This is a genomic window from Methylobacterium sp. 1973, assembly GCF_040545035.1.
In the GTDB taxonomy this organism is placed as follows: Bacteria; Pseudomonadota; Alphaproteobacteria; order Rhizobiales; family Beijerinckiaceae; genus Methylobacterium; species Methylobacterium fujisawaense.
This window is the reverse complement of sequence record NZ_JBEPLA010000002.1, coordinates 475,473-488,225: the sequence shown is the minus strand read 5'-3', so window position 1 is coordinate 488,225 and position 12,753 is coordinate 475,473. Positions and strand designations below refer to the sequence as shown.

Genomic DNA, 12,753 nt, shown 5'->3' with positions numbered 1-12,753 from the left:
GTGCCAGCTCCCAACCGCCCGGACGCGCACGGCCCGTCAGCGTGCAGTCTCCACCCGTTGCAGGAACGCGGAGGCATTCCACACGTCAGATCGCGATCAATGCTTCTGAGAGAGTTGCAGACCGTCTCAGCGTGAGACGGTGACGCTCTTAAGCGACCCGCCGCATCACCAGCGACGCATTCGTCCCGCCGAATCCAAAAGAATTCGACAGCACGACATCCACCCGCTTCCGCTTCGCCTCGAACGGCACGAGGTCGATCTTGGTCTCGACCGAGGGGTTGTCGAGGTTGAGCGTCGGCGGGATGACGTTGTCGCGCAGGACGAGGATCGAAAAGATCGCCTCGACCGAGCCGGCCGCACCCAGCAGGTGGCCCACCGAGCTTTTGGTGGACGACATGGTGGCGTTCGCGGCGGCATCGCCCAGGAGCCGCTCCACGGCCTTCAGCTCCAGCTCGTCGCCCATGGGCGTCGAGGTGCCGTGGGCGTTGATGTAGCCGATCTCGGACGGCGAGATCCCGGCCCGCTTCACCGCGGCGCTCATGCAGCGGAAGGCGCCGTCGCCGTCCGGGGACGGGGAGGTGATGTGGTAGGCGTCGCCCGAGAGGCCGTAGCCCACCACCTCGGCGTAGATCTTCGCGCCGCGGGCCTTGGCGTGCTCGTACTCCTCCAGCACCACGATGCCGGCGCCCTCGCCCATGAGGAAGCCGTCGCGGTCGCGGTCGTAGGGGCGGGAGGCCTTCTCCGGCGTGTCGTTGAAGCCCGTGGTCAGCGCCCGGCAGGCGGAGAAGCCCGCGATCGAGAGGCGGTTCACCGGCGATTCGGCGCCGCCCGCCACCATCACGTCGGCGTCCCCGAGCGCGATCAGGCGGCTCGCGTCGCCGATGGCGTGGGCGCCCGTGGAGCAGGCCGTCACGACCGCGTTGTTCGGGCCCTTCAGGCCGTGGGCGATCGAGACCTGGCCGGAGGCGAGGTTGATGATCCGGCCCGGGATGAAGAACGGCGAGATCCGGCGAGGCCCCTTCTCGTGCAGGGTCACGGAGGCGTCGTAGATGCCGCCGATGCCGCCGATGCCGGAGCCGATCAGCACGCCGGTGGCGCACTGGTCCTCGTGGCTCTTCGGCGCCCAGCCGGCATCCTTGAGGGCCTCGTCGGCCGCCGCCATGGCGTAGACGATGAACGGATCGACCTTCCGCTGCTCCTTCACCTCCATCACGAGGTCGGGGTTGAAGGTGCCGTCGGTGCCGTCGCCGAAGGGGACCTGCGCGGCGATCCGGCAGGGCAGGTCGGCGGATTCGAAGCCGCGGATCGGGCCGGCGCCGCTGTCGCCCGCGATCAGCCGGCTCCAGGTGTGCTCCACTCCGCAGCCCAGCGGCGTGACCATCCCCAGACCCGTGACCACCACCCGCCGCATGTGCCCTGTCCCGTCTTGAGGCGCAGCCCCGCCGGCAGAGCCGCGGTCGCGCATCGTCCTAACGCCCTCGGCGGCGGAATCGGTCCCGGCGGGATCCGTCACGCCTCCGAGCCTTGAAACGCATAACGGCGCGGGGGCTGTTTCGCCTCACCCGCGCCGCGTCAAACCCGGTCCCCGGCGCCTTTAGGCGGCGGAGTTCTTCTCCAGGAACTTCACGGCGTCGCCGACCGTCTGGATGGTCTCGGCAGCGTCGTCCGGGATCTCGACGTTGAACTCTTCCTCGAAGGCCATGACCAGCTCGACCGTGTCGAGGCTGTCGGCACCGAGGTCGTCGATGAAGTTGGCGCTCTCGACCACCTTCTCGGGCTCCACGCCCAGGTGCTCGACGACGATCTTCTTCACGCGCTCAGCGATATCGCTCATCGGTCTTCCGTCCTCGTCCTTTTGGTCTGTCAGTCTTCTCGGGGTGGTGCCGTGGCCGCGTCGCGCCCTTGCGGGCTTGTTGTGACGGGCCGGTGTCCGATCGCGCGTGCTTCTGAGGTGAACCGGCGCGTGAGCCGGGACGCCCCCGCCGGAGGGCCTTGGACTGAAAACCCGCTGAACCGTCAACCCCCTGTACGGCTGCGGGGCGTGGTAGCACAGGGTTCCCGCCCTGGCGAGGGCCCGTTCAGAAACCCTTCATGGGTGTGGCACTTGCGTGTCGGCGGGGGTGATTCGCGCGCGATCGTCGCCGGTTCGAGACCGGTCTTCGCACACTAGTACATGGCCATACCGCCATTCACGTGCAGCGTGTGCCCGGTGACGTAGGCCGCCTCCGCGGAGGCGAGGTAGAGACAGGCCGCGGCCACCTCCGAGCCTTCGCCGAGCCGCCCGGCGGGCACGCGGGCGAGGATGCCCTCGCGCTGCTTCTCGTTGAGGGCGTCGGTCATGGGCGAGCTGATGAAGCCCGGGGCGATGCAGTTGACCGTGATCCCGCGCGAGGCGACCTCGGCGGCGAGCGCCTTGGTCATGCCCACGAGGCCGGCCTTGGCGGCGGCGTAGTTGCCCTGGCCGGGATTGCCGGTGCTGCCGACCACCGAGCCGATATTGACGATCCGCCCGGAGCGGCGGCGCATCATGCCCTTCACGGCGGCCCGCGACAGGCGGAAGGCGGCGGTGAGGTTGACGGCGATCACCTGCTCCCACTCCTCGTCCTTCATCCGCATGAACAGGTTGTCGCGGGTGATGCCGGCATTGTTCACGAGGATGTCCAGCGGGCCGATCGCGGCCTCGGCGGCCGGCACGAGGCCCTCCACCGAGTCCTTGTCGGAGAGGTCGGCGGCGACGGGGCTCGCGCGCTCGCCGAGTTCGGCGGCGAGCGCCTCCAGGGCCGCGGGCCGCGTGCCCGAGAGCGCCACGGTGGCGCCCTGGGCGTGCAGCGCCCGGGCGATCGCCTGGCCGAGGCCGCCGGTCGCGCCGGTGACGAGGGCCTTGCGGCCGGTGAGATCGAACATGCGGGGCTCCTGTCGGATCAGAGCGCGAAGGCGGCGACGTCGGCGGGTGTGCCGACCGCCGTGGCGCTCGCCTGGGGGGCGATGCGCTTGACGAGGCCGGTCAGCACCTTGCCGGCGCCGAGTTCGTAGAACCGGTCGACGCCCGTCGCCGCCATGGCGGCGACGCTCTCGCGCCAGCGCACGGTGCCGGTGACCTGCTCGACCAGGGCCGTGCGGATCGCCTCCGGATCGGAGACCGGGGCGGCCGCGACGTTGGCGTAGAGGGTGACGCGCGGGGCCTTCAGGGCGACGGCGGCCAGCGCCCGGGCCATGGCCTCGGCGGCCGGGGCCATCAGGCGGCAGTGGAACGGCGCCGAGACGTTGAGCATGACGGCGCGCTTGATCCCGCGGCCGGTGGCGATGCCGATGGCGCGCTCCACGGCCGGCCGGTCGCCGGAGAGCACCACCTGGCCGCCGCCGTTGTCGTTGGCGACGTCGCAGACCGCGCCGCCGCCGGCCTCGTCGGCCGCCGCCTCGGCGACGGATCGGGCGGAGTCGAGATCGGTGCCGATCAGCGCCGCCATGGCGCCCGCGCCCGGCGCCACCGCCTCCTGCATCGCCTCGCCGCGCAGGCGCAGCAGCTTGGCGGCATCCGCGATCGTCAGGCTGCCGGCGGCCGCGAGGGCCGCGTACTCGCCCAGCGAATGGCCGGCCACGCAGGCCACGTCGCGTTCGAGGTCGAGACCGCGCTCGGCCTCCAGCACGCGCAGCACCGCGAGGCTCGCCGCCATCAGGGCCGGCTGGGCGTTGGCGGTGAGGGTCAGCTCCTCGACCGGCCCCTCGAACATCAGCCGCGACAGGTTCTGGTTCAGGGCGGCGTCGACCTCGTCGAGGACGGCCCGGGCCTGCGGGAAGGCCTCCGCGAGGTCCCGCGCCATGCCGACCGCCTGACTGCCCTGGCCGGGAAAGATGAGTGCGCGCATGTTGCGTCCTGATCGCCGGCACCTTTCGGCGCGCGAACGCCGCCCGTGTCGGCCGAAACTCTGGAATGGGGCGCGCACTCGCACCCGCGGCCGTGGGTGTCAACAATGCGCCGCACCATGACGCCGCACCCACGCCGCACCGACGCCGCACCCGGGCCTCGGCGCGCCCGGCCCGCAGCGCTCGCCGGAGGCGCGCCCGGCGCAACCCGCTGTGCTTGTTGCACAACGGCATCCGGTGTAGAGTGGCGCCATACCCGACATCTTCCGTCGCTCAAGCCCAAGGAGCCGCCCCGCATGGCGCGCGTCACCGTCGAAGACTGCATCGAGAAGGTCGAGAACCGCTTCGAGCTGGTGCTGCTGGCGAGCCACCGGGCCCGCCTCCTAGCCGCCGGCGCCCCCCTGACCATCGACCGCGACCGCGACAAGAACCCCGTCGTGGCCCTGCGCGAGATCGGCGACGAGACGATCACGGCCGACGACCTCAAGGAGCAGCTGATCCACTCGATGCAGAAATACGTCGAGGTGGACGAGCCGGAGGCCGAGACCGTGCCGCTGCTGTCGAGCTCGCCGGCCGCCGCCGCGGTGGCGCCCCAGTCCTCCAGCGACGACGCGGCGGTCCAGTTCGACCGCATGAGCGAGGAAGATCTGCTCCGCGGCCTCGAGAACCTCGCCCCGCCGGTCGAGACCGACGACGAGGGCGAGTGAGCCGGACACCGTGGGCCTGGACGCGCACGACCTGACCGAGACCGGACCCGGCGGAGACGCCGGGTTCTCTCGTTCCGAGGCCGGCCCGGCGCCGGAGGGTTTTCCCCCGCCGGGGGCTGGCGCCGGCCCGGCGGTTGCGGAACAATCGCGCGTGATCCCGACCCCACGCACGACCCAGGAAGCCCCGGCCCCGTCCCGGCGGATGATGCGCCAGTACGAGCTCGTGGAGCGGGTCAAGCGCTACAATCCGGCCGCCGACGAGGCGTTGCTCAACCGCGCCTACGTGTACGCCATGCAGGCGCACGGCACGCAGAAGCGTGCCTCGGGCGACCCGTTCTTCGCCCACCCCCTCGAAGTCGCCGCGATCCTCACGGACCTCCACCTCGACGACGCCACCATCGTGGCCGCGGTCCTGCACGACACCGTGGAGGATACCGAGGCGACGCTGGAGGAGATCCGCCGGCTGTTCGGGCCGGAGATCGGCGCCCTGGTCGACGGCCTGACCAAGCTCAAGCGCCTCGACCTCGTCTCCAAGCAGGCGGCCCAGGGCGAGAACTTCCGCAAGCTGCTGCTCGCGGTGGCGGCGGATGTCCGCGTGCTGCTGGTCAAGCTCGCCGACCGCCTGCACAACATGCGCACCCTCCAGCACATGCGGGAGGACAAGCGCCACCGCATCGCGCAGGAGACGCTGGACATCTACGCGCCGCTCTCCGGCCGCATGGGCATGCAGGAGCTGCGCGAGGAGCTGGAGGATCTGGCCTTCCGCAACCTGGAGCCGGAGGTCTACGCCACCATCACGCAGCGGCTGGCGCGGCTCACCGCCAAGTCGGAGAGCGTGGTCGAGACCATCGCGCAGGTGCTCACCGAGAAGCTCGCCGCGCAAGGCATCACCGCGGAGGTGAGCGGCCGGCAGAAGCGGCCCTTCTCGATCTGGTCGAAGATGGAGCGCAAATCCGTCGCCTTCGAGCAGCTCTCCGACATCTTCGGCTTCCGGGTCGTCGTCAACACCGTGCAGGAATGCTACGCGGCGCTGGGCATCGTCCACACCAGCTGGCCGATGGTTCCGGGCCGTTACAAGGACTACATCTCGACCCCGAAGCAGAACGATTACCGCTCGATCCACACCACGGTCATCGGGCCGAAGAGCCAGCGCGTCGAGCTGCAGATCCGCACCTGCGCCATGGACGACATCGCCGAGTACGGCATCGCGGCCCACGCGCATTACAAGGAAGTCGGCGCCGAGCTGGTCAAGGATCCGGGACGCGCCGAGGGCAGCGTGCATCCGCGGCTCGCCGGCGAGAGCGGCGCTTACCAATGGTTGCGCCGGACCATCGAACTCCTCGCCGAGGGCGACAGCCCGGAGGAGTTCCTGGAGCACACCAAGCTGGAGCTGTTCCAGGACCAGGTGTTCTGCTTCACCCCGAAGGGCCGGCTGATCGCCCTGCCGCGGGGGGCCACGCCGATCGACTTCGCCTACGCCGTGCATACCGACGTCGGCAACACGGCGGTGGGTGCCAAGATCAACGGCCGGATGGCGCCGCTTCTGCACGAACTCGCCAACGGCGACGAGGTCGAGATCAGCCGCTCCGACGGCGCCTCGCCCCCGGCCGCCTGGGAATCGCTCGTCGTGACCGGCAAGGCGCGGGCGGCGATCCGGCGGGCGACCCGGGCCGCCGTGCGCCGGCAATATGCGGGCCTCGGCCGCCAGATCCTGGACCGGGCCTTCGAGCGCGCCGCCAAGACCTTCTCGGAGGACAAGCTGCGCGGCGCCCTGCCGCGGCTCGCCCGCGCCACCACCGAGGACGTGTTCGCCGCCGTGGGGCGGGGCGAGATGTTCTCGGGCGACGTCGTCCGCGCCGTCTATCCCGACCACCGCGACGAGCGCCGGCCTTCCCCCGCGCAGGGGGCCGCCAACGGCGCCGGCCGGCTGGTCCGCTCGGCCGACCAGACCATGCGGCTCACCTTCCAGGGCGCCGACGGCAAGGAGGGCGCCGAGGATCGCAGCGACGCGATCCCGATCCGGGGCCTCGCGGGCGACCTTCCCGTGACCTTCGCGCCGAATGGCGGCGCGGTCCCGGGGGATCGCATCGTCGGCATCCTGACCCCCGGTGTCGGGGTCACCGTCTACCCGATCCAGTCGGCGGCCCTCGCCGCCTTCGACAACGAGCCGGAGCGCTGGCTGGACGTCCGCTGGGACACGGAGGCGCTGGGCGGCGAGCGCTTCCCCGCCCGGCTGGCGCTGAAGTCGATCAACGAGCCGGGCGTGTTCGCCCAGATCGCCCAGGTGATCGCCGACCACGACGGCAACATCGACAACATCTCGATGAAGCGGCGCACCCAGGATTTCACCGACATCACGATCGACCTGTCGGTCTGGGATCTCCAGCATCTCAACGCGATCATCGCCGAGCTGCGCGGCAAGCGCCCGGTCAACAGCGTGGAGCGCGTCAACGGCTGAGTCCGGGTGCCCGCGCACGGCCGGGCCCCGACGCATCTGAGGTTTACGGGATCGACTTCCGTAAACCTCTTTCTTCAGCGCAGATGCCCATTCGATCAATCTCCCGAGCCATTGATCCAGGTTTCCAGAGCCGCACATCTCCGTGCTCTGCTTGACACGGACGCGTTTGAAACGAATGGTCCGGTCGCCAGAGCGGCGGCCGCACGCACACGGACCGCGTCGTTACGCGCTGGATTGCAAAGCTTGGCGCCCCCGATCGCGGAGCACCGCCCCGGCCAGTCGCCGTCGGCGGACCCTGGCCGTTTAATCAGACGATTTCCTGTCACCCACGATTTTCCGGGATCTGACCTGTTCATGCCCACAACCCAACGCAGCGCCATCTTCATCGACGGCGCCAATCTCTATGCCACCACCAAGGCCCTCGGTTTCGACATCGATTACAAGAAGCTGCTCAAGGAATTTCAATCGCGCGAGAACCTTCTGCGCGCATTTTACTATACCGCCATGATCGAGGATCAGGAATATTCATCGATCCGCCCCCTGATCGACTGGCTCGACTACAACGGCTACCGCGTCGTGACCAAGCCCGTGAAGGAGTTCACGGATTCGATGGGCCGGCGGAAGTACAAGGGCAACATGGACATCGAGCTGGCGATCGACGCCCTCGAACTCAGCACGCATATCGATCACATGATCCTGTTCTCGGGCGACGGCGATTTCCGCTCGCTGGTCGAGGCGATGCAGCGGCGGGGCGTCAAGGTGACGGTGATCTCCACGATCCAGACCCAGCCGGCGATGATCTCCGACGAGCTGCGGCGGCAGGCCGACGAGTTCGTCGACCTCGCGAGCCTCGCGGGCCGGATCGGGCGCGATCCGGGCGAGCGTCCGGTCCGGGCGCCCGGCGAGGCGCCGAGCCGTTACCGCGGGGAGGGCCGGACGAACCCGGGCCTGGAGAACCGCTACGGCATCCGCCAGCCGGAAGCCGAGGAGTAGGCCCTCAGGCGCCTGGCCGGTCGAGCCAGGCGAGAACCTGCCGGGCGCTCTGGTCCGGCGGGAAGACCGGGTAGAACAGCGCGCTCACCACGCCGTCGTCGATCACCAGGGTCAGGCGGCGCAGCAGCACCGCGCCGCCGGCCTCGAAGACCGGCAGGCGCGCCGCCATGGCGAAGGCCCGGTGCGGGTCGGCGAGGAGCGGGAAGGGCAGGTGCAGGCGCTCGGCCGCCTCCCGCTGGTAGGCGCTCGTCTGGGTCGAGAGGCCGAAGACCTGGGCCACGCCCCGGGCCTTCAGCTCGGCGTGGTGGTCGCGGAAATCGCAGGCCTGCGGCGTGCAGCCCCGGGCGCCCGGGATCGCGTCCCAGTCGGGGGTGAGGCCGGGCTTCCCCGGCTCGCCGGTGCGCGGATACGCGTAGGCGACCGTGCGCCCGGAGAGCCGCGCCAGCGAGACGGTGCGTCCATCCGTTGCGGTGAGCGCCACGTCGGGCAGGCGCATCCCGCGGAGATGGGCGGCCGCGCCGTCGTCGACGGGAACGGGCAGGTCGTCGGGCAGGACGTCGTGGCTGGATGGCATGGGCCGCACCTCGTATGCGCGAGTCCGGGCCGCCGCACCGGCGGAGGCGGGATCATGCGACGGCGCGGGATCGCCGCCAAGGCGATCCTGTCCGCGCCCCCGGTGCATCCGGCTCAGCCCCACCGGCCCCGGGACCTAGGCCCGGAACCTAGCCCCGGTCGCGCAGCAGCCGGGCCCGGTCGCGCTGCCAGTCGCGCTCCTTCACCGCCTCGCGCTTGTCGTGGGCCTGCTTGCCCTTGCCGAGGCCCAGCTCGACCTTCGCCCGCCCCTGGTCGTTGAAGTAGATCTTGAGCGGCACCACCGTGTAGCCCTGCCGCTGGGTCGCGCCGATCAGCTTGTTGATCTGGCGGCGGTGCAGCAGCAGCCGGCGGGGGCGCTTGGTGTCGTGGTTGAAGCGGTTCGCCTCCAGGTATTCCGGGATGTAGGCGTTGAACAGCATCAGGTCGTTGCCGGAGGGACCGGCATAGGCCTCGCCGATCGTCGCCTTGCCGCCGCGCAGGGACTTCACCTCGGTGCCGGTCAGCGCGATGCCGGCCTCGAGGGTGTCCTCGATGGTGTAGTGGTAGCGCGCGGCGCGGTTGTCGGCGACGATCCGCCGGCTGGGCTCCGGTTTCGGGGCCATGCGGGTGCCTCTCAGTCGACCAGGAGCCCGGCATGCCGCAAGGCGTCGTCCACGATGCGCTTCGTGGGCTCCGTCACCGGCACGAGCGGCAGGCGCAGCTCCTCCTGCATGTGGCCGAGCCGGGCGAGCGCGTACTTCACCGGCGCCGGGTTGGCCTCGGCGAACAGGCCGGTCTGGAGCGGGAACAGCTTGTCCTGGAGGGTCAGCGCCCTGGCGTAGTCCCCCGACAGCGTCGCCTCCTGGAGGTCGGCGCAGAGACGCGGGGCGACGTTCGCCACCACCGAGATGCAGCCGTGGCCGCCCTGGGCGTTGTAGCCGAGCGCCGTCGCATCTTCGCCTGAAAGCTGGATGAAGCTCGCACCCATGGCCTGTCGCTGCTGACTGACGCGGTCGATCTTGGCGGTCGCGTCCTTCACGCCGGCGATGTTCTTCAATTCGAAGAGCCGGGCCATCGTCTCGACACTCATGTCGATGACGGAGCGCGGCGGGATATTGTAGATGATAATCGGAATGCCGACCGCATCGTTGACGGCCTTGAAGTGGGCGTAGAGGCCCGCCTGCGTCGGCTTGTTGTAGTACGGCGTCACCACGAGGACGGCGTCGGCCCCCGCGCGCTCGGCGTGCTGCGCCCGCTCGACCGCCTCGGCGGTGGAGTTGGAGCCCGCACCCGCCACGACCGGCACGCGCCCGCCCGCCTCGTCGATGCAGGCCTCGACCACCCGGTCGTGCTCGGAATGGGTGAGGGTCGGGCTCTCGCCGGTGGTGCCGGTCGGCACGAGGCCGTGGCTGCCCTGCTCGATCTGCCAGCGCACGAATTTCCGGAAGGCGGCTTCGTCGAAGGCCCCGTCGCGGAAGGGCGTCACAAGCGCGGTGAGCGAGCCCCGCAGGCGGCTCCCGGTCATCTCGGTCATCTCAGGCGTCCCAAAGGGTCCCAGTTGGGATTTCGGCGGTCTCGGCGCCGCACGCGGTCCGCATCGTACGGGCGCGGACGGGCAGACATAGGCGGTCGCGCCACGGCGCGCAAACAGATCGTCGCGACGGTTAACGCGATCTTAATGGTCGCGGCCTCATCCTCGACCTTTCCCGTTCCGGTGATCAGAAGGGGGGAATCGTGACCCGATCCGCGGCCTCGCATCCGGCCTCGAAGCGCACGTCCCTCGCCGCCGCGGCGCTCATCGCCACCGTCGGCGTCGCGCTCGCCGGCACGGTCGGCCCCGAGCCGTCCGCGACGCCCCCGGCCTCGCAGTCCCCGGCCTCGCAGCCCACACCGCCGGCGAGCGACGCGCTCCTCCCCACCGGCCAGGTCCAGGGCATGCAGGCCGTGAAGGCCGCCGACCCGGTCGCCGCCGATGCCCTGAAGCTCGACCCGGTCCACGCCTCCGGCGGCGACGACAAGGGCGAGGAACCCGCACGGCCGCTGCCGGCCGCGGCCTCGGCCTACGCCTCCGCCGACCCGGATGCCCCGGTGGCCTTCCCGCTGCCCGACGCCGCCGTCACCCCGGCGGCCCCGGTGCCCGAGGTGCCCGATCCCGCGCGGCCGAAGATCTCCGGCGACACCGACCCGACGCTGCTGCGCGGCGCCATCGACCTCTACCGCAAGGGCCGGGTCGCGGACGGCGACCGGATGCGCGACACCTTCACCGATCCGGCCGCGAAGGCGCTGCTCGAATGGGTGGCGATCCGCGCGGGCGCCGGGATCGGCTTCAACCGCACGGTCGCCTTCGTCCGGGCCAATCCGGACTGGCCGGCCGGCCCGCTGCTGCGCCGCCGGGCCGAGGAGGCGCTGCTCTCCGAGCGGAAATCCCCCGCGATCGTCCGGGCCTATTTCGCCACGGCGAAGCCGGCCAGCGCGCCGGGCAAGTTCGCCCTGGCGCTGGCGCTGCGCGCCGAGGGCTGCGAGGCCGACGCCGCCGAGATGGTCCGCGACCTCTGGCGGACCGAGAGCTTCGGGCGCAGCCTGGAGGCCAAGGTGCTCGACGCCTTCCCGGACGTGCTCACCCGGATCGACCATCGCTACCGGATGGAGCGGGCGCTCCTGAAGGACGATTGGGAGAGTGCCGGCCGGGCGGCCGGCTATGCGGGCGGTGGCTATGCCAGCCTCGTGCGCGCCCGCCGGGCCGTGGAGGACAAGTCCTCCGGCGCCGCGGCCGCGCTCGCCGCGGTGCCGCCGTCCCTGCGCGGGGACGCCTCCTACATCTTCTCCCGGGCGCAGTATTTTCGCCGGGCCGACAAGCCCGAGGCCGCCGCCGCCGTGCTCGCCACGGCGCCGACCAATCCGGACGTGCTGGTCGACGGCGACGAGTGGTGGATCGAGCGCCGGATCGTGGCGCGCAAGCTCCTCGACCTCGGCGATGCCAAGACCGCCTACGCGGTCGCCAGCGCCCCGGCGGCGCGCAGCCCGGAGAAGCGGATCGAGGCCGAGTTCCACGCCGGCTGGATCGCCCTGCGCTTCGCCGGCGATCCGGCGAGCGCCGCGCAGCACTTCGCCCGGATGGCCACGGTCGCGGAGAGCCCGATCTCGCTGGCGCGGGCCGCCTACTGGCAGGGTCGGGCGGCCGAGGCGCTCGGGCAAAAGGACGAGGCGAAGCGCTTCTACGAGCGGGCGGCCCTCCAGCCGATCGCCTATTACGGCCAGGTGGCCCGGGCGCGGCTCGGCCAGACGAGCCTGCCCCTTCGGGCGCCCGCGGACCTCGAGGGGGCCGAGCGGCAGGCCTTCGAGGGCCGGCTCTCCATCCGCGCCCTGCGCCTCCTCGGCGAGGCCGGGATCAAGGAGCTGGCCCTGCCGCTCTACATCGACGCCGCCCGGGACCTCTCCGACCCGCGCGAGCTCCAGGCGCTCGGCGACCTCGCCACCGACATGAAGGATCCCCGCGCCCTGGTGGCGATCGGCAAGCTCGCGGTGCAGCGCGGCCTGCCGCTGGACGCCCACGCCTACCCGACGATCGGCATCCCCACCTACGAGACCTTCACGGCGGTGCCGCAGGTGGAGCGGGCCATGGTCTACGCCATCGCCCGGCAGGAGAGCCAGTTCGACCCGCGGGCGCAATCGGGCGTGGGGGCGCGGGGCCTGATGCAGATGATGCCGGCCACGGCGCAACGCACCGCCCGCCGGGTCTCGGCCGCGTTCGACGTCGACCGCCTGACCAGCGATCCCGCCTATTGCGCGAAGCTCGGCCAAGCCCATCTCGGCGAGCTGATGGAGGATTGGCGCGGCTCCTACGTGCTCGCCTTCGCCTCCTACAATGCCGGCGGCGGCAACGTGAAGAAGTGGATCGACGCCTACGGCGACCCGCGCCGGGGCGACGTCGACGTGATCGACTGGGTGGAGCGCATCCCCTTCACCGAGACGCGCAACTACGTGCAGCGGGTGATGGAGAACCTGCAGGTCTACCGCTCGCGGCTCGACAGCCGCAGCGCCCTGCTGATCGACGGCGACCTCCACCGCGGGGCGCGGTAGGGTCCCGGAATGAGGCGCGGCCCCCTCTCCCGTGCGGGAGAGGGGGCGCGGGCGCCCCTTCCGGCACGCGGCTGACCA

General features: G+C 71.2%; 11 protein-coding genes. 4 read left to right on the top strand and 7 right to left on the bottom strand.

The genetic code is table 11. The features are described from left to right. Positions 1–148: 148 nt before the first annotated feature. The 4 genes from fabF to fabD form a co-directional block, all read right to left on the bottom strand. Positions 149–1,411, bottom strand: a complete 1,263-nt coding sequence (gene fabF / locus ABIC70_RS06330; RefSeq protein WP_182592244.1) for a beta-ketoacyl-ACP synthase II — start codon at positions 1,409–1,411, stop codon at positions 149–151. Between the two features lie 183 nt (positions 1,412–1,594). After that, the gene (locus ABIC70_RS06325; RefSeq protein WP_007559070.1) at positions 1,595–1,834 is read right to left on the bottom strand and encodes an acyl carrier protein; all 240 of its coding nucleotides are present in this window, start codon (positions 1,832–1,834) and stop codon (positions 1,595–1,597) included. A gap of 332 nt (positions 1,835–2,166) precedes the next feature. Next, positions 2,167–2,904: a 3-oxoacyl-[acyl-carrier-protein] reductase gene (fabG, locus tag ABIC70_RS06320; protein WP_043355943.1), complete on the bottom strand. Its 738-nt coding sequence runs from the start codon at positions 2,902–2,904 to the stop codon at positions 2,167–2,169. Positions 2,905–2,921: 17 nt separating this feature from the next. Continuing rightward, a complete protein-coding gene (gene fabD, locus ABIC70_RS06315; RefSeq protein WP_043355941.1) occupies positions 2,922–3,866 on the bottom strand; it encodes an ACP S-malonyltransferase in 945 nt (314 codons plus the stop codon). 294 nt (positions 3,867–4,160) lie between these two features. Here fabD and rpoZ point away from each other — a divergent pair, with 294 nt between their 5' ends. The 3 genes from rpoZ (at position 4,161) to ABIC70_RS06300 (ending at position 8,022) form a co-directional block, all read left to right on the top strand. Then, positions 4,161–4,571 (top strand): DNA-directed RNA polymerase subunit omega, encoded by a 411-nt coding sequence (gene rpoZ / locus ABIC70_RS06310; protein WP_010685409.1) that lies wholly within the window; start codon positions 4,161–4,163, stop codon positions 4,569–4,571. A gap of 202 nt (positions 4,572–4,773) precedes the next feature. After that, positions 4,774–7,029: a RelA/SpoT family protein gene (locus ABIC70_RS06305; protein ID WP_043355937.1), complete on the top strand. Its 2,256-nt coding sequence runs from the start codon at positions 4,774–4,776 to the stop codon at positions 7,027–7,029. Between the two features lie 354 nt (positions 7,030–7,383). Next, positions 7,384–8,022 carry a LabA-like NYN domain-containing protein gene (locus ABIC70_RS06300; RefSeq protein ID WP_043383019.1) on the top strand — a complete coding sequence of 213 codons (639 nt, stop codon included), beginning with the start codon at positions 7,384–7,386 and terminating at the stop codon, positions 8,020–8,022. A gap of 4 nt (positions 8,023–8,026) precedes the next feature. Here ABIC70_RS06300 and ABIC70_RS06295 read toward each other — a convergent pair whose 3' ends face one another. The 3 genes from ABIC70_RS06295 to dapA form a co-directional block, all read right to left on the bottom strand. Further along, the gene (locus tag ABIC70_RS06295; protein ID WP_043355932.1) at positions 8,027–8,596 is read right to left on the bottom strand and encodes a peroxiredoxin; all 570 of its coding nucleotides are present in this window, start codon (positions 8,594–8,596) and stop codon (positions 8,027–8,029) included. Between the two features lie 148 nt (positions 8,597–8,744). Beyond that, the gene (gene smpB / locus ABIC70_RS06290) at positions 8,745–9,218 is read right to left on the bottom strand and encodes an SsrA-binding protein SmpB (RefSeq protein WP_043355930.1); all 474 of its coding nucleotides are present in this window, start codon (positions 9,216–9,218) and stop codon (positions 8,745–8,747) included. Between the two features lie 11 nt (positions 9,219–9,229). Beyond that, positions 9,230–10,129 (bottom strand): 4-hydroxy-tetrahydrodipicolinate synthase, encoded by a 900-nt coding sequence (gene dapA, locus ABIC70_RS06285; RefSeq protein ID WP_043383024.1) that lies wholly within the window; start codon positions 10,127–10,129, stop codon positions 9,230–9,232. Positions 10,130–10,329: 200 nt separating this feature from the next. On the opposite strand from dapA, the gene ABIC70_RS06280 reads away from it, so the two are divergent. Continuing rightward, positions 10,330–12,675 (top strand): lytic transglycosylase domain-containing protein, encoded by a 2,346-nt coding sequence (locus ABIC70_RS06280; protein WP_354439215.1) that lies wholly within the window; start codon positions 10,330–10,332, stop codon positions 12,673–12,675. The last annotated feature ends 78 nt before the right edge of the window (positions 12,676–12,753 follow it).